This is a genomic window from Pseudomonas sp. zfem003, from assembly GCF_032621675.1.
In the GTDB taxonomy this organism is placed as follows: Bacteria; Pseudomonadota; Gammaproteobacteria; order Pseudomonadales; family Pseudomonadaceae; genus Metapseudomonas; species Metapseudomonas otitidis.
In genome coordinates, this window is record NZ_JAVYJG010000001.1 from 390,678 (window position 1) to 407,792 (window position 17,115).

Genomic DNA, 17,115 nt, shown 5'->3' on the forward strand with positions numbered 1-17,115 from the left:
TCAGCCCCCCACCGGGGTGCACAGTTCCACCAGCAGGCCGTCCGGGCAGCGCAGGTAGGACACCACCTGGCCCCAGGGCCGCGCCACCGGCGGCGCCAGCTCGCGGGCACCGGCCGACAGCGCGCGCTGGTGCGCGGCGGCCACATCGTCGGTGACCAGGCCGATCTCCATGCCCAGCGGCTGGGCGGAAGCATCGGCACGCACATGGCCGCCGGGGAAGTTGAAGTCGCCCAGGGCATGGTTGGCGAAGGCCAGGGTGGTGGCGCCGGTCTCCACCTCGCCGTAGTCGCCGGACTCGTGGAGGAAGCGCATCGGCAGCCCGAAGGCCGCTTCGAAGAAGGCCAGGGAGGCGGGTACGTCGCTGACGTAGAGGATGGTGTAGCCGAGTTTCATGGTCGTACGTCCGTGTTGGCTGGGAGGTCCGGCATCTTCCTCGCTCACCGCCGCGCCCACAAGCGACCCATTGGTCGGCACGCTTCCGCAGGGTGCCGAAACCCGTGTCGAATGAATCCAGGCACGCCGTACCGCCTGTCCATGAGTCCACCCAGGAGATCGACCATGACCCTCTACGTCGACGGCTATGTACTGGCCGTGCCAACCGCCTCCCGCGAGGCCTACCGCGAACTGGCCGAGCAGGCCGCCACTGTGTTCAAGGACTGCGGCGCCCTCAGCGTCTGCGAATGCTGGGGCGATGACGTCCCGGAAGGGACTCTGACGTCCTTCCCCATGGCCGTGCAGTGCAAACCGGAGGAAACAGTGGTGTTCTCCTGGATCACCTGGCCCTCGAAGGCCGTGCGCGACCGTGGCATGCAACGGGCCATGGAAGACCCGCGCCTGAAGACCGATCCCGCCGGAATGCCCTTCGACGGCAAGCGGATGATCTTCGGCGGGTTCGAGGTGCTGGTGAGCGCCTGACCGCTGCGCTACCTCAGCACCCCCAGCAACTGCCACAGGCGCCGCGACTCGGCGTCGGCGTTGAGCAGCTCGTCCAACAGGCTGCTCAGCGGCTGATGGCCCCACTCCACCGCGCGGCGGATCACATAGGGCACCGGGCTGTGGGGCTCGGTACGGGCCAGGAAGTCGGCAATCTGCGCCAGTTGCCGGTAGGCCTCCTCGCGGCTGCTGGGCGCACCGGCGGGCAAGGCGGCGACGGCGGCAGTGGCCGGCGCGGCCTCGTGCTCGGGGGTGGAAACGGGTTCCGGCATGGGCGGCACCTCGGGGACGTAGGGAAGACGTTCGTGGACGAAGGCATGCAGGGCTTCCAGAACGCCACGCAGCGGGCCGAAGCCCGGCGCCAGCTCGCCCAGCCACTCGTCACAGCCACGCTCAAGCCGTGACAGCTCAGCCAGTGCCTGGCCCAGCTCGGCGTCCAGGGTGACGAACTGCTCGGCGGGCAGTCGCCGCAGTGCCTCATCCAGCTTGCTCTGCTCCAGCCGCGCAGCCTCGGCAGCGGCCTTGGCCGCCTTGCTGTCACCGACCTGGACCTGGCGCTGCTTGAGGCCCTGCCAGTAGGCCAGGGTGACCTCGGCCAGGTCGCCCTCCACCACGCCCAGCATTGGGCAGCGGGTCAGCAGCAGTTCGTTGTAGCGCCGCGCCACCCACTCCAGGGGCGCCACTCGCCAGGAGCGGTCGTCATCCTCGGCACGCGGGTGCAGGTCGTCCGGGTAGAGCGCCCAGAGCCCGGCCAGCAGGCCCAGGGCCGGCGCCGCACCATGCAGGCCATGGCGCATCAGCCAGGCCTCGCCGAGCCAGGCGGCGAGCATCAGGTCCTTGCTGCGGCGACACAGCAGGTCGCCGGCCAGGGCCTCCACGCCGCTCCAGTCACCGCGCTTGAGTTCCGCCTGCCAGACGCCCTCGGGCAGCGACGGGTCGTCCTCGCGGCGCATCTGCCGCAGGCGGTCCATCTCGGGGGCGTGGCGCAGGTTCTCGCCGCAGGGATCGCCGTCGGAAATCGGTGCCAGCAGGTCGTCGAGGCTGGGGCCGGTGGGTTGCCAACTCATGGGGTTACCTGGGAACTGACGAAGGAATCGGGCCGCCAGCCGTCGAACGGCGAGCGCGGCGCGCGCACCGGCAAGGGCTGCAGCGACAGGGGCTGCTTGCCGCCCTGGGCCATCAGCGACAGGCGCAGGAACATCAGCGCCTGCGGCTCGCCCTGGGTCACGCCGCGCACGGGTACGCGCAGGGTCAGCGGGAAGTCGGTGTAATCCGGGCTGGGCTGGCGCTGCGCGACCACATGGGTGCGCAGCAGCCGCATCAGCGCCCAGGGCCCGCGGTACTCCCAGCCGACCTCCAGGTCGTTGACCGCCATGCTCGGCTGCAGCGGGTCGATGCCCGGCCGCTGGCCGCTGTCCTTGGCCCAGCGCAGCAGCAGGTGCAGCGGCTCGCCGGCATTCCACAGCAGGCGCCCGGGCTCGCCCGGGTAGTCCAGCTGGCGATCGGCGGCGTGCAGGGACCAGGCGATCACCTGGTCAGCCCCTCGCTCGGACTCGCGGTCGGTGCGCCAGCGCACTTCCATGTCCAGCCCCAGGGCGCCGGACTTGTCGCGCTGCAGCAGCGGTCCGAGCCAGGCCCGCGCCTGCTCCAGGCGGGTGAGGAAATCCTCGGCGGCGGGCCGGTCGGCGGCCTGCCCCCACTTGAGCCCCTCGCGGGCGGCGGCCAGGTGGGTGTCGATCAGCTCCACCAGGTGCTGCACCCGGGCCGGGTCGGCGTCTTCGGTCCGCAGGCTGTAGGCGAAGGGGAAGCGCCCCGCCAGGTACTGGTTGAAGTAGACCGCCAGGGCGTCCCAGGCCTGGGCGGCTTGCTGCCGCTGCAGGTCGCTGCAGCGCTGGGCGGCCTGGTCACGCAGCACCTGGGAGCGGCGCGCCAGGTCACCGGCGCCGGTGGACAGGGTGGCGGTGGTGAGCACCTGCTGGCAGGAGCCACGGTCCATCTCGACGAAGTCGCGGGCCACCAGTTGCTCGAACAGGGCCGGCGAGCTGGTGGGGTTCTGTGCCTTGTACTTGACCATTTCCTCGCTGAGGGCGGCGAGGCGGTGCACCCGGTCCTGCTCGGCGACGCTCAGCTCGGGCTGGTCCTGCAGCCAGGCCAGGGCCGGGGCGGCGCTTTCGCAGCTGCCCTGGATGGCGCCGAACTGCTGGGCGAGGCTGGTCTTCAGGTCCTGCACGTCGCTGGCGCGGAACAGACGCAGGCCCAGCTCGCGGGAGCCGTCCCACTGGGCGATGTCGTAGCGCTGGGTGAACAGCGGCATGCCGTCGATGCTGGCCAGCGCGCCGTTGACGTCGGCCATGGCCATCCGCGAGAGCTGCCCGCGCAGGCTCCCGGCGAGGTCGTGGCGCCCCACTTCCAGCAGCGCCTGGAGCACCTGCATGGCCTGGTCCACCGGTACGTCGAAGACCCGCCCGGTGGCACCCGGCGCACGCTCCGGCGAGGCCACCAGGCTGGCCCACACGGCACGGGCCACCGCTTCGCCGGCCGCACTGCGCATGCCTTCGCGGTAGTCCGAGGGGATCGGCGCCATGGCGCTGGCGACGAAGGCGCGGTAGCTCTCCACGTAGCTGAAGGCCTGGGTCAGGGCGCGGGCGTCGACGTTGCGCAGGCTGCGCGGGTTGGCATCGCCCGAGTCCTTGCGCAGGGCTGCCACCGTGAAGTCCCGCCGCAGCAGGTCGTCGATGGCGCGGTCCAGGGCCACCACGTGGTCCTGCAGGGCCAGGGTGTTGCCGGCCTGGCGTTGCAGCAGGCTCGCGTCGTTTCCGTTACCGGCGATCCATTGGCCATGGAAGCTGCGGCGCAGCTTGTTGGCTTCCTCGTTGAGCTCCTGCTCGACGGTGCTCCCCAGCAGGCTGCTCTGGCGCACGGTCTGCATCAGGTTGCCGTAGCCGGGCACCAGCTCCTCCCCATTGGTGTGGCTCCAGGCAGAGTTGGTCAGCGCGAGGATGTCCTGCAGGCGCGCGATGCGGGCACGGATGGTTTCCAGATCAGCCAGCGAACTGCCCTGCCCCCGGCGCAGGCTCTCCAGGTGGATGCGCAGGTAGGCCGCCGGCTCGACGAAGTTCTCCGCCAGGAAGTACTGGGTCAGCCAGAGCTTCATCAGGGACTGGAAGTTTTCCGTGATCGGCTCGCGCGCGTTGCGCAGGTCCAGCGGTGCCAGCCCGGCGCCGCCCAGGTTGCGCAGCACCTGGTCGTAGTAGGCGCGGCGATGCAGGCTGGCGCTGTTCAGCTCCATGCCCAGGGTGGTGTTGGCCAGTTGCGCCAGGGGCTCCAGCACGCCCTTGTCACCGGACAGCGCATCGCCCAGCCAGCGGTTCTGCTGCTCCAGGGCCGCAGCGCCATAGGCCAGGCTCCTTGCCTTGACGTAGTTGGGCCAGTCTTCCGGCACCTCGCCCTCGACATTGGTGCGGCGCTCCGTCGGGCGGATCGCCAGCAGGCGCTCCAGCTCCATCTGCTCCAGTTGCAGCACGGGCGACAGGGCCTCGCTGCGGGCCAGGGTGCGCAGCATTTCGTCCATGCGCGCGTTCTGGCTGGAGAACCAGGAGGTGGGGTAGACCAGCGCGGCGAAATGCCAGCGCGGCGCATCGCGCAGCAGGTTCCAGAAGCCCTGGATATTGCGCCGGGCCTGCTCCTGGCTGCGGGCCGGGTCCTTGAGCTGCACGTGGGCGTTCTGCGTGACCTGCACCAGGCGGGTCAGCTCGCGGGCATCCTGCCGTTCGTCATGCCAGACCCAGACCATGCCCAGCAGCCAGCACACGCCGACCACCCCGGCGACCACCGCCGTCACCCGCTGCCAGCGCTGGCGCAGGTAGAGGATGCGCGGAACGGCCTGGGCCAGCCCCTGCTCGGCGAGGAAGCGCTGGCGCCAGAGGCCGGCGGCGAAGGCCGGCTGCTGCGGCTGGCCCTCGCCCGTGCCGACTGCCCAAGGATCGGCCGGACCGCCGAGCGCACGCGCTCCGCTGAAGTAGATGCCCCGCAAACGCGGTGCCTCGCCCTGGGTGTTGCCCTGGAACACCGGCTCCAGCAGCGCCCGCAGGTGGGTACGCAGGCTGTCCAGCTGGCCCGGCAGGCGATAGAGGTCTTCCCCCAGCTCGCCACGCAGGGCGCCCACTTCCATCACCGTGGCCTGCAGGGCCTGCATCACCTGGTCGAGGCCATCGTCCAGCCAGTAGCCCTGCCAGCCGGCGTCCAGGCTGTAGGGCGAGGACCAGCCCAGCAGGCGCTCGCGGGCCTCGTCGGGCAGGGCGTCGAGCAGTTCGAGGAAGCCGGGCATGTCTTCCATACAGGTGACCATCACCTGCACCGGCAGGCTCAGGCCCAGGCGCTGCATCAGCTCGCTGAAGCGGCGGCGTGCGGTGATGGCATCCGACGCCAGTTGCGCCTCGTTCATCAGGCGCGACAGCGGCACCACCCAGATCACCCCGTCCAGCGGGCGCTGGCCACGCAGGCGCAGCAGCATGCCCAGCAGGCGGCGCCAGACGAAGGCCGGCGCGGTGCCGCCCTCCTCCGGCAGGAACAGGCTCTGCGGCACCACCAGCAGGCTGCCGTCCGGGTCGGCCCACCAGCGGCCGAACCAGGCCGGGCGGCCCACCGGGGCCAGTTGCCAGTCCGGGGCCAGCAGCGCGCCCTCGCGGGGGTCGCCCACCAGCATCAGCCAGGGCGTCTGGTAGCGGTCCTGGGTGCCCTGGTCGTGCTCCATCTTGCGCACAGCGTTGTAGAAGGTGCGGATCGCCGCGCCGGACTGGGTGCGCAGCCACCAGTAGAGGGCGCCGAGGGCCACCAGCGCGAGGATCACCAGGAAGACGGTCAGGGCGATGGCGAAGCCGCTCATTCGGCGCCTTCCTCTTCATCGACCAGTTGGCCCAGGTGCATCACCGGCTCCAGCTCGGACTGGATGTCGCGCCAGAACCCGTGGCCCACGGCGGTCAGCAGCAGGACGCCGGCGACCACCGCCAGGGTCAGGCGGAAACCGTCAGGCAGGGTGCGCCGCAGCGGCAGGCGCAGCGGCGCCGCCTGGGTCGGCCGCGCCAGGCTCTGCAGGGCCCCCTGGGGATCGGGCTCGCGGTGCCAGGCGAAGGTGAACAGCGCCCGCCGCCAGCGCTCGTGGAGCACCCGGCCGCGCTCCCCGCGCAGTTGCCCCTGGAAGCCCAGCACCAGGCATTGCAGGTAGACGTTGGCCAGGTCGCGGGTGGACGGCGAGCGGGTCTGCAACAGGGTGCGGATGGCCGCCGGCAGGCGCTCGCCGGCATTGCGCGAGCCGTAGAGGCGCATCTCCAGCGGGCGCTCCTGCCAGGTGGACTGGCCACGCCAGGGGGTGAACAGGAGGCTTTCATCCAGCAGCGCGACGAAGGCATAGACCGAGGCCTTGACCTGGTCCGCGGCGGAATCCCCGACCCGGGCAAAGCCGCTGCGCCACAGCCGGCGGACGATGCGCGTGGCGGCTTCGGCCACCTTCTCCACCAGTTGCGGCTCGGGGTCGTCGAGGTCTTCCAGCAGGTCCCAGGCCCCTCGCCATTCCAGCCAGGCTTCACGGAAGGCGAGGCTCAGGGGGGCCTCGCCGAACTCGGGCGGGTAAAGGGCCAGACTCCTTTCGGGCATGTGCGCGTCCTTGGCTGATCAGGCGGTCTCGGTGTCCTGGTTGACGAACAGCACCACCTGCCAGGGACCGACCTGGGCCGCCTGGCCGGGGACGATCAGGCAGAAGCGCTGCTCCGGGTCGAACCACTCCCCGGCGGCCTGGACCACGAACAGCCGGGTGTCCTCGCCCACGCCGTAGGCCAGTTGCTCGGCGCGGCTCATGCTCTGGTGGGGCAAGCCGCTCATGCGCTGGCGAGCCAGGGTGGCGACCTTCGATTGCGAGGCGATGATGGCCTGGCCGAGCCAGTCCAGCGCGCCCTGTTCACCGGCACCGGCGGGCATGCGCAGGCCGATTACCAGGCGCTGGCGGGGGGAGCGGGCGTCGGGCAGCTGGATGGCGAAGCCCTGCTCCAGGCCCTGGAACGGCAGGCAGCGGTAGCCGACGCGAATGCGCGCCAGGACCGCATCCAGCCAGTCGAGCACTTCGTCGTAGCCACGCTTGAGGTCCAGGTAGTCCAGGGGGGCGAATGCGGGTACGCCGGCCACCGGGTCCAGCGCGCACCAGGCGCCGGCCATGCCCACCAGCAGGCCGTGGAGGCGATCCGGGGTAGCGACGCGGCTGTTCAGCGCTGCTTCCACTTCCGGCAGGCGTGCCCACAACGCGGTGAGCTGGCGGCCGATCTCGGCACGGTCGTCGTCCTGCCCGGCCTGCTCGGCCTGGCGCAGGCGACCGCCGAGGAACAGGCACTTCTCCCGCGCCCGGGCGCAGAGTTCGGCCACCGCGCGACCGAGGTCGGATTCGGGGAGGATGCGCGGCGTCGGCGCGGCATAGGGCTGGCGCACGAAGCCGCCACCCTCCTTGGCAATGCGCAGCAGCGGCAGGCACACCGAGTCGGCCCGGCCGCTGTCGGTGACCAGGCGCGCGGCGGGCCGCCAGACCAGGATCGGTTCGGGGTGCTCGCCACTGGCCAGGTCCGGCACCGCCTCGCCCACCTGGGACTGCAGGCGACCGCGCAGCGGCAGCACCTGGCCGCTGCGGCCGAGGGGGTTGATGGCGAGGTAGACGGTGGTGCTGGCGGTGGGCGATTCGGCGATGGCGGGGCCGACGTCCAGCTCCAGGGTGGCGCCGTCGCCGGGCTGCAGGCTCACCGGCAAACCGTCGGGGAGGATGGCCTCCAGGGCCAGCACGCGGATGAGGCCGGCACTGAGCGCGGCGGGGTCGAGTTCGAGTTGGCTGAGCCCCCAGAACCAGGGGTTGGCGGCATGACCGAAACGGGCGGCGAGGACTTCGGCGCGCAATCCCTGCAGCTGGAAATGCTGGGGCAGCAACTGCATGCCCTCGTGCCAGCAGACTGCGTCAGGCAACACGTTCATACCACTCCCCTTCGACATCCTTGACCATCCCGCAGTGCGGTTTCCCGCTGTTTCAGGGGCTCGGGTTCACCGCCCGTCGTCACCCATCAGGCGCATCTCTCGGCTGTCGAACCTGAGCCACACACGGCTCTGCTCATCCAGCCGCAGGCGGTGAGCACCGGGAGTGTTATAGCCGGCGAAGACCAAAAGTCCAGCCGAGCGGCGGCCGGAAAACGGAAAGTCCTGGACCTGCATCAACTGCCCCGGAACCAGTTCCAGGCTCCACACGGAAAACTGCGTGCGGTAGTCGCGGCGGTACTGCTCGCGCTCGCTGAACCACTGCCGCGCGTTGACGCTGGAGAGCAGCTTGAACAGATCCGGGTCGTCCACCGCCACGAAGTCCACCGCCAGGGGGGTGTCGTCGTTGGCGCGGGGGGCGACATCGAGGGTGATTTCGTCGAGCTGGACGCGCGGCGCGAACAGCCAGGCGCAGCCAGCCAGGGGCAGTACGGCAAGGGCGAGCAGGAGGATTCGGAGGCGGAATTTGAAACGTCCGTGCTTCATGGAGGTCCGTTCTTGGTTTGCGTTTGCAAATTTATAAACCTGTTCTAGCGTGTCTGGATAGTTCGTCTGACAGACGAATCTGTAGGACCGCCACGGACAGGCACCGGCTCCAGGCCGCGTCGTTCCGGCGGCCTCGCAAGGGAGTGCAATGGCAGGCGTCGCCGAGGCATTGCGCTCGAAGCATTGCATCGGAGCCCCCTCACCATGGCAGAAAGCACGCAGCACAAGCTGGACCGGATCCGCCCGCCCCGCGTCCAGATCACCTACGACGTCGAGATCGGCAACGCCATCGAGAAGAAGGAGCTGCCCCTCGTGGTCGGCATCCTCGCCGACCTCTCCGGCAAGCCCGACAAGCCCCTGCCCAAGCTGATCGAACGTCGCTTCACCGAACTCGACCGCGACAACTTCAACGAGGTGCTCGCCTCCATCGAACCGCGCAGCACCCTGCAGGTGGAGAACACCATCAGCGGCGACGGCAGCAAGCTCAACGTCGAGCTGCGCTTCCGTCACTTCGACGACTTCGACCCGGTCAACATCGTCAAGCAGATCACCCCGCTGCGCCGTCTCTACGAGGCCCGCCAGCGCCTGCGCGACCTGCTCACCAAGCTCGACGGCAACGACGACCTCGACAAGCTGCTGCAGGAGGTGGTGAGCAACACCGAAGGCCTGCAGGAGATCAAGTCCGCCCGCCCCGAAGGCGAAGCGCCGGCCGCTGAAGGCGCCGCCGCAGCCGATGGCGAAGCACCGGCCGAACCGGCCTGACCGACCCCCGAATTCCCGGAGACAACGCAATGGCAACCGAAGCCGGTGCATCCAGCGAGAGCACGACCCAGACCCTGACCCTGCTCGACCGCATCATCGCCGAGGGCCGCATGGCCCACGACGAGAGCCAGCAGGGCTACGCCCGCGACCTGCTCGCGGAGTTCGCCACCCAGGTCCTCGACGAAGGCATGGCCATCGACAAGGACACCGTGGCCATGATCAACGACCGCATCAGCCAGATCGACAAGCTGATCAGCGACCAGCTCAACGAAGTCCTGCACCACCCCGAGCTGCAGAAGCTGGAAGCCTCCTGGCGCGGCCTGCACATGCTGGTGGACCAGACCGAGACCAGCAGCCGCCTGAAGCTGCGCCTGCTCAACGTCACCCAGAAGGAGCTGCAGAACGACCTGGAGAAGGCCGTCGAGTTCGACCAGAGCGCGCTGTTCAAGAAGATCTACGAAGAGGAATACGGCACCTTCGGCGGGCACCCGTTCAGCCTGCTGGTGGGCGACTACGCCTTCGGCCGCCACCCCCAGGACGTGGCCCTGCTGGAGAAGCTCTCCAACGTCGCCGCCGCCGCCCACGCGCCCTTCATCGCCGCCGCCAACCCCAAGCTGTTCGACATGAACAGCTTCACCGAACTGGCCGTGCCCCGTGAGCTCGGCAAGATCTTCGAGAGCCTGGAGCTGATCAAGTGGCGCAGCTTCCGCGAGAGCGAGGATTCGCGCTACGTCTCCCTGGTGCTGCCGAACTTCCTCCTGCGCCTGCCCTACGGCCCGGACACCAAACCGGTGGAAGGCATGGACTACGTCGAGGACGTCAACGGCACCGACCACTCCAAGTACCTCTGGGGCAACGCCGCCTGGCTGCTGGCCGCGCGCATCACCAGCGCCTTCGCCAAGTACGGCTGGTGCGCGGCGATCCGCGGGGCCGAGGGCGGTGGCGCGGTGGAAGGCCTGCCGGCCCACACCTTCCGCACCCTGTCCGGCGACCTGACGCTGAAGTGCCCGACCGAAGTGGCGATCACCGACCGCCGCGAGAAGGAGCTGAACGACCTCGGCTTCATCTCCCTCTGCCACAAGAAGAACACCGACATGGCGGTGTTCTTCGGCGGCCAGACCACCAACAAGGCCAAGGTCTACAACACCAACGAGGCCAACGCCAACGCACGCATCTCGGCCATGCTGCCCTACGTGCTGGCCGCCTCGCGCTTCGCCCACTACCTGAAGGTGATCATGCGCGACAAGGTGGGCAGCTTCATGACCCGCGACAACGTGCAGACCTACCTCAACAACTGGATCGCCGACTACGTGCTGATCAACGACAACGCACCCCAGGAGATCAAGGCCCAGTACCCGCTGCGCGAAGCCCGCGTGGACGTCTCGGAAGTCGCCGGCAAGCCGGGCGTCTACCGCGCCACCGTGTTCCTGCGCCCGCACTTCCAGCTGGAGGAGCTGACCGCCTCGATCCGCCTGGTGGCCAGCCTGCCACCGCCGGTAGCGGCCTGACCCGACGCCCCCGCCGGCCGCTCCGGCGGGGGCTCGCCTCTCTCACGATCCACCCCGTTTCCAGACCCAGGAGTTATCCGCGATGGATGCCATCATTCTCGACCTCGGCGACGACATCAAAGGCGACAGCCTGCTCGAGGGCTACACCGACAAGATCGAGTTGATGTCCTACAGCCACAACGTGGCGATGCAGGTCACCAACGACGTCAGCAACTCGGAGCGCACCTCCGGCAAGCCGCACATCGGCGAGTTCACCGTCACCAAGTTCGTCGACACCGCCACCCCCTCGCTCAACGAATACTGCTGCGCCGGCAAGCCCATCGCCACGGCCAAGATCACCATCGGCCGCAACGCCGCCGAAGGCGACGGCAAGCTGTTGCCGTTCATCATCTACACCCTCGACAACGTGGTGCTCTCCAACGTCAGCGTCAGCGGCGGTGCCGGCGGCAAGCCGGTGGAAACCCTCTCGCTGAACTTCACCAAGATCAAATGGGAGCTCACCGCGCAGAAGGACGACGGCACCAAGGAAGGCACCGCCGCCTCCACCTGGGACCTGGCCGCCAACAAGCTCGTCAAGTAAGGACGCCACCGCTCCATGCCGTACAGCGGACTGCTGCCCCCCCTGTTCGAGCGCCTCTCCGCCCAGGCGGACGAGGCGCCGGACTTCGACCGCGACGCCCTGGCCGAGTCCGTCCGCCTGGAGCTGGCGCGCCTGCTCAACACCCGTCGCCCACCCCGCGCGCCCGGCCGGCCACTGACCGTGCTGGACTACGGCATCGCCGACTGGAGCGCCCTGCAAGCCCTGCGGGTGGATGACCGGCGCCTGCTGCTGCGGGATCTGCGCGCCGCTGTGCAGCATTTCGAACCCCGCCTGCAGCTGAGCGAGATCGACGTCGAAGCCCTGCCCGACCAGCCCCAGCGCCTCGGCATCCGCCTGGCCGGGCACCTGCGCTGCGGTCGCCGCAGCTGGCCGGCGCTGTTCCTCCTCGCCCCCGGCGACGACGGCCTGGAGGTGCGCCATGAGCGACTCGATTGATGCCGACCTGCTGGACTACTACCAGCGCGAACTCACCTGGCTGCGCCACGCCGGCAACAGCTTCGCCCAGCGCTACCCGAAGGTGGCGCGGCGCCTGGAACTGGCCCCCGGCGAATGCCCGGACCCCCACGTCGAACGGCTGCTGGAAGGCTTCGCCCTGCTCAGTGCGCGGCTGCATCGACGCCTTGACGACGACTACGCCGAATTCAGCGACGCCCTGCTGGAGCAGCTCTACCCCCTGGTACTGAGGCCCCTGCCCTCCTGCGCCATCGTGCAGTTCGAACCCGACCCGACCCAGGGCAGCCTTGCCGAAGGCTACCGCCTGCCCCGCGACACGCCGCTGTTCGTCACCACCCGCGACGGTGCCAGCGTGCACCTGCGCACCAGCGCCGAAGCCGTGCTCTGGCCGCTGCGCATCCGCGAGGCGACCCTGCTGGACGGCGATGCCGCCGTGGCCTTCTCCGGCCACCCGCGCGCACGCTCGGCCCTGCGCCTGACCCTGGAATGCCTGGGCGAATTCGACTGGTCGCAACTGCCGGTGCGCCACCTGCGGGTGCACCTGGCCGCCTCGCCGATGACCAACGCCACCCTCTACGACCTGCTCGGCGCCCACAGCCTCGGGGTGTGGAACGGCGCCCCGGACAGCCCGCTGCAGCCGGTGCCCGGTGAAATCGCCCCGGTGGGCTTCGCCGAGGACCAGGCTCTGCTGCCCGACGAAGACGGCCAGCACCCCGGCCTGCGCCTGCTGGCGGAGTACTTCGCCTTCCCCGACAAGTTCGCCTTCTTCGACCTGCCGCTGCTGCCACCGGCCGGCGGCGGGCGCGACTGCCAGGTGCTGATCGCCTTCGACCGCGCCCCGATGGGCCGGCCGCACCTGCAGGCCAGTGAACTGCGCCTGGGCTGCGCCCCGGCCATCAACCTGTTCCCGCGCACCTCCGAGCCCCTGCGTCCGGACGGCACCCGCAGCGAATACCGCCTGGTGGCCGACGCCCACCGCGAGAGCAGCGTGGAGATCCACAGCATCCGCAGCGTCCGCGCCGCCACGCCCCAGGGCGTGCGCCGCGTACCGGCCTACTACGGCCACAGCCACGCCGGCGCCGGCCTCTACTGGCACGCCCGGCGCGTCCAGGGGCTGAACCCGGCACGCCCCGGCAGCGACCTGCTGCTGAGTCTGGTGGACACCGCCTTCGACCCGCTGCACGACGCCCCCGAATACAGCCTCACCGCCGAGCTGCTGTGCACCAACCGGCACCTGGCCGAGAACCTGCCCGCCGGCACCCGCCTGGGCTTCGAGCGACCCGGCCCGGTGGCCCTGGCCAGCCTGCTGGCACCGCCCACGCCGCAGAGCCTGCCGCGCCTCGCCGGCCCTTCGCGCTGGCGCCTGGTGTCCCAGCTCAGCCTCAACCACCTGTCCCTGGTGGAAGGCCCCGAGGCCCTGGACGCCCTGCGCGAGCTGCTGCACCTGCACAACCTGCGGGACGAAGCCGGGCCACGACGCCAGGTGGACGGGCTCGTGGAACTCACCAGCGAACGGGTGGTGGCGCGAGTCGGCGACGACGCCTGGCGCGGCTGGCGCAACGGCCTGGAGGTGCGCATCCGCCTCGACCCGCAGCACTTCGCCGGCAGCAGCGCCGTGCTGTTTTCCGCCGTGCTGGCGCAGTTCTTCTCCCTCTACGCCACGCCCAACCGCTTCGTGCGCACGGTGCTGGTGGAACACGACAAGGAGGTGCGGACATGGCAGCCCCAGGCCGGCAAGCCCCTCAGCCTCTGAGCCAGCGCCTGCGCGACAGGCCCCAGGCCTTCGAATTCCTCCAGGCCCTGTTGCTGCTGGAGCGCGAGCGCCCCGATGCCACGCCACTGGGCCAGGGCAGCAGCCCGGATGACGAGGCCCTGCGCCTGCGCGGGCCGCTCACGCCGACCTTCGCCGCCAGCCAGGTGGAACGCCTGGAGGAAAAGCCGGGGCAGCCCCCTGTGCTGAGCACCGCCGTATTCGGCCTCGGCGGCCCCGACGGCCCGCTGCCCTACGCCTACCAGGAATGGCTGCAACAGCGTGCCCGCCACAAGGACCACGCCCCGGCCGAATTCCTCGACCTGTTCCAGAACCGCCTGCTCGCCCAGCTCTACCGTGTGCTGGGTCGGCATCGCCTGGCCCTCGGCTTCCAGCCGCCCGAGCAAGCCCCCGTGCATCCGCCGCTGCTGGCACTGGCCGGCCTGCTGCCGCGCAGCCTGCAGCAGCGCATGGACCTGCCGGACGCCACCATCACCGCCCGCGCCGCGCTGTTCAACGGCCCGCGCCGCTCCCTGGCCGGCTTCGCCGTGCTGGTGCGCCACCAGTTCGGCGTGGCGGTGGACTACGAGGCCTACCAGGGCGCCTGGCGGGAGATCCCCCCGGCCAGCCGCAGCCGCCTGCAACGCGGCGGTCGCAACCTCGGCCTGGGCCGCGACGCCATCGCCGGCACCCGGGTGTGGGACGAGCACGCCGGCATCCGCCTCACCCTCGGCCCGCTGGGCACCGAGCAGGCCAATGCCTACCTGCCCGGCGGCGAGCAGCACCGGCGTCTTGCCGACCTCGCCGGGCTCTACCTCGGCCCCGACCTGGACTGTCACCTGCGCCTGCTGGTGCGCCCCGGCGCGCCGTTGCGCCTGGACCGCCAGCAACCGCCACGCCTGCGCTGGAGCGGCGGGCTGCACCTGGCCGCCGCCAGCACCTTGCAACGCATCGACACCCACCTGCGGCACAGCGATGCCGGCCTGCCGTCCAAGGAGACGCCCTGATGGAACTCGCCGCGCTCATCGGCCGCCTCAACGCCGACAGCCGCCGCGCCCTGGAGCGGGCTGCCCAGCGTTGCCTGCAGCGCACCCACCACTACGTGGAGATCGAGCACCTGCTGCTGGAGCTGCTGGATATAGAAGGCGGCGACCTCGCCTGGCTGCTGCCGCGCTTCGGCCTGGAGCGCGACGCCGTCGCCACCGAGATCAACCGCGCCCTGGAGCTGTTCAAGGCCGGCAGCACCCGCACCCCCGCGCTCTCCGCCCAGACCATCGGCCTGCTGGAGGATGCCGTGGTGCAGGCCAGCGTGCAGGGCCAGGCGAGCATCCGCTCCGGCCTGCTGCTCGTGGCCCTGCTGGACCGCGACGAACGCCGCAGCCTGCTGCTCAACAGCGCCTCCTCGCTGCTGCGCATCCCCCGTGAAGCCCTCCGCGCCAACCTGCTGGAATGGACCCAGACCTCCCGCGAGCACACCGGCAGTCCCGGCCCGGCTGGCAAGGCCCGCCCCGCCCAGGAAGCGCCACAGGACAGCGTGCTCGACCAGTACACCCAGGACCTCACCGCAGACGCCCGCGCCGGGCGCATCGACCCCATCGTCGGACGCGACGGTGAGATCCGCCAGAGCATCGACATCCTCCTGCGCCGGCGGCAGAACAACCCGATCCTGGTGGGCGCCCCCGGCGTCGGCAAAACCGCCGTGGTCGAGGGCCTGGCCCTGCGCATCGCCGCCGGTGACGTGCCGCCGCCCCTGCAGAACGTCATCCTGCGGGTGCTCGACCTCGGCCTGCTGCAGGCCGGCGCCGGGGTCAAGGGCGAGTTCGAGCAGCGCCTCAAGGGCGTGATCGACGCCGTGCGCAACAGCGAGCAGCCGATCATCCTGTTCATCGACGAGGCCCACACCCTGATCGGCGCCGGCGGCAGCGAAGGCGGTAGCGACGCCGCCAACCTGCTCAAGCCGGCCCTGGCCCGAGGCGAGCTGCGCACCCTGGCCGCCACCACCTGGCTGGAATACAAGAAGTACTTCGAGAAAGACCCGGCCCTGGCCCGCCGCTTCCAACTGGTGCAGGTGGAAGAGCCCGACGAGGCCACCGCCGTGGAGATGCTGCGCGGCGTCGCCGCCAAGCTGGAGCAGCACCACGGCGTGCAGGTGCTCGACAGCGCCATCCACGACGCGGTCAAGCTCTCCCACCGCTACATCTCCGGCCGCCAATTGCCGGACAAGGCCATCAGCGTGCTCGACACCGCCTGCGCCCGGGTCTCCCTCGGCCAGCACGACGTGCCGCCGCCGCTGGAAAGCCTGCGCCACCGCCAGCAGGCCCTGGGCGAGGAACTGCAACGCCTGCGCCGGGAACAGGCCACCGGCCTCGACCACCGCGAACGCATCACCGCCCTGGAGCAGGAGTCCACCGGCAACCAGGCCGCCATCCGCGAACTGGAAACCCGCTGGGGTGAAGAGCGCGAAGCCGTGCGCGAACTGCTGGAGGCCCGCCGCGAACTGCTGGCCCTGAGCGAGAGCGCCGACGCCAGCCACCCCGACGAAGCCCTCGACGAGCGCATCGACCACCTCGCAGCCGAACTTACCCGGCTGGAGGCCGGCCTCGACGCCATCCGCCAGGACGACCCCCTGGTGCCCGAGCAGGTGGACTCACGCACCGTGGCCGCCGTGATCGCCGGCTGGACCGGCATCCCCATCGGCAAGATGCTCGCCGACGAAGCCTACGCCGTGCGCACCCTCGGCCAGCGCCTGGGCCAGCGGGTCATGGGCCAGGACAGCGCCCTGGGCACCATCGCCCAGCGCATCCAGGCCTACCGCGCCGGCCTCACCGACCCGGCCAAGCCGGTGGGCGTGTTCCTGCTGGTGGGCCCCACCGGCGTCGGCAAGACCGAAACCGCCTACGCCCTGGCCGACGCCCTCTACGGCGGCGAACGCAACCTCATCAGCATCAACCTCTCCGAGTACCAGGAGGCCCACACCGTCAGCCAGCTCAAGGGCGCCCCGCCCGGCTACGTCGGCTACGGCACCGGCGGCGTGCTCACCGAAGCGGTGCGCCGCCGGCCCTACTCCGTGGTGCTGCTGGACGAAATCGAAAAGGCCCACCCCGACGTGCTGGAAGCCTTCTACAACGTCTTCGACAAGGGCGTGATGGAAGACGGCACCGGCCTGGTGGTGGACTTCAAGAACACCGTGATGCTCGCCACCAGCAACGTCGGCGCCGAACTGGTGCTGGACACCCCCACCGACCAGCTCGGCAGCGACGCCTTCAACGAACGCCTGCGCAAGGTGCTGCTCCAGGCCTTCCGCCCCGCCTTCCTCGCCCGCATGACCGTCGTGCCCTACCGCCCGCTGGACGAAACCACGCTGGAAGGCATCGTCCTGGCCAAGCTGGAAAAGCTGCGGGAACGCTACAAGGCCGCCACCGGCAAACAGTTCGACTTCGACCCCGCCATCGTGAAAGCGGTGCTCGCCAAGTGCAGCGCAGCGGGCGCGCGGGATATCGAGAATGTGCTGATGGCGCAGGTGACGGGGAAGTTGGCGGAGTGGGTGTTGGAATAGAACG

Annotated in this window: 14 protein-coding genes; 8 read left to right on the forward strand and 6 right to left on the reverse strand. The window is 70.3% G+C overall.

Going from position 1 to position 17,115, the window contains the following annotated elements; genetic code table 11:
• Window positions 1-393 (reverse strand): VOC family protein, encoded by a 393-nt coding sequence (locus tag RTK35_RS01745; protein ID WP_107330723.1) that lies wholly within the window; start codon window positions 391-393, stop codon window positions 1-3.
• Between the two features lie 165 nt (window positions 394-558).
• Between RTK35_RS01745 and RTK35_RS01750 the strand changes: the two genes are divergently transcribed.
• Window positions 559-915 (forward strand): DUF1428 domain-containing protein, encoded by a 357-nt coding sequence (locus RTK35_RS01750; protein ID WP_316907224.1) that lies wholly within the window; start codon window positions 559-561, stop codon window positions 913-915.
• Between the two features lie 8 nt (window positions 916-923).
• Here the strand turns inward: RTK35_RS01750 and tssA are convergent, their stop codons facing one another.
• The 5 genes from tssA to RTK35_RS01775 all read right to left on the reverse strand — a co-directional run bounded on the left by tssA (window position 924) and on the right by RTK35_RS01775 (window position 8,481).
• A complete protein-coding gene (tssA, locus tag RTK35_RS01755; protein WP_316907225.1) occupies window positions 924-2,000 on the reverse strand; it encodes a type VI secretion system protein TssA in 1,077 nt (358 codons plus the stop codon).
• A complete protein-coding gene (locus tag RTK35_RS01760; RefSeq protein WP_316907226.1) occupies window positions 1,997-5,818 on the reverse strand; it encodes a type VI secretion protein IcmF/TssM N-terminal domain-containing protein in 3,822 nt (1,273 codons plus the stop codon). Before RTK35_RS01760 ends, tssA begins: the two co-directional genes overlap by 4 nt.
• Entirely contained in the window at window positions 5,815-6,585 is a 771-nt protein-coding gene (locus RTK35_RS01765) for a DotU family type IV/VI secretion system protein (protein ID WP_074971099.1), read from the reverse strand. The genes RTK35_RS01760 and RTK35_RS01765 overlap by 4 nt, the downstream gene beginning before the upstream one ends.
• An 18-nt stretch (window positions 6,586-6,603) precedes the next feature.
• On the reverse strand, window positions 6,604-7,938 hold the full coding sequence (gene tssK / locus RTK35_RS01770; protein ID WP_208273986.1) for a type VI secretion system baseplate subunit TssK: 1,335 nt from the start codon (window positions 7,936-7,938) through the stop codon (window positions 6,604-6,606).
• 66 nt (window positions 7,939-8,004) lie between these two features.
• Window positions 8,005-8,481 carry a type VI secretion protein gene (locus tag RTK35_RS01775; RefSeq protein ID WP_074971095.1) on the reverse strand — a complete coding sequence of 159 codons (477 nt, stop codon included), beginning with the start codon at window positions 8,479-8,481 and terminating at the stop codon, window positions 8,005-8,007.
• Between the two features lie 204 nt (window positions 8,482-8,685).
• Between RTK35_RS01775 and tssB the strand changes: the two genes are divergently transcribed.
• The 7 genes from tssB to tssH all read left to right on the forward strand — a co-directional run bounded on the left by tssB (window position 8,686) and on the right by tssH (window position 17,111).
• Window positions 8,686-9,243 (forward strand): type VI secretion system contractile sheath small subunit, encoded by a 558-nt coding sequence (tssB, locus tag RTK35_RS01780; RefSeq protein WP_044404012.1) that lies wholly within the window; start codon window positions 8,686-8,688, stop codon window positions 9,241-9,243.
• A gap of 29 nt (window positions 9,244-9,272) precedes the next feature.
• Complete coding sequence (gene tssC / locus RTK35_RS01785) at window positions 9,273-10,751, forward strand: type VI secretion system contractile sheath large subunit (RefSeq protein WP_074971091.1); 1,479 nt, start codon at window positions 9,273-9,275, stop codon at window positions 10,749-10,751.
• An 82-nt stretch (window positions 10,752-10,833) separates the two neighbouring features.
• Window positions 10,834-11,331 carry an Hcp family type VI secretion system effector gene (locus RTK35_RS01790; RefSeq protein WP_074971089.1) on the forward strand — a complete coding sequence of 166 codons (498 nt, stop codon included), beginning with the start codon at window positions 10,834-10,836 and terminating at the stop codon, window positions 11,329-11,331.
• A 15-nt stretch (window positions 11,332-11,346) separates the two neighbouring features.
• Window positions 11,347-11,787: a type VI secretion system baseplate subunit TssE gene (tssE, locus tag RTK35_RS01795; RefSeq protein WP_316907227.1), complete on the forward strand. Its 441-nt coding sequence runs from the start codon at window positions 11,347-11,349 to the stop codon at window positions 11,785-11,787.
• A complete protein-coding gene (gene tssF, locus RTK35_RS01800) occupies window positions 11,771-13,558 on the forward strand; it encodes a type VI secretion system baseplate subunit TssF (RefSeq protein ID WP_316907228.1) in 1,788 nt (595 codons plus the stop codon). The genes tssE and tssF overlap by 17 nt, the downstream gene beginning before the upstream one ends.
• Window positions 13,522-14,562, forward strand: a complete 1,041-nt coding sequence (gene tssG, locus RTK35_RS01805) for a type VI secretion system baseplate subunit TssG (protein WP_142009789.1) — start codon at window positions 13,522-13,524, stop codon at window positions 14,560-14,562. The genes tssF and tssG overlap by 37 nt, the downstream gene beginning before the upstream one ends.
• Window positions 14,562-17,111 (forward strand): type VI secretion system ATPase TssH, encoded by a 2,550-nt coding sequence (tssH, locus tag RTK35_RS01810; protein WP_044404030.1) that lies wholly within the window; start codon window positions 14,562-14,564, stop codon window positions 17,109-17,111. The genes tssG and tssH overlap by 1 nt, the downstream gene beginning before the upstream one ends.
• Window positions 17,112-17,115 lie beyond the last annotated feature (4 nt).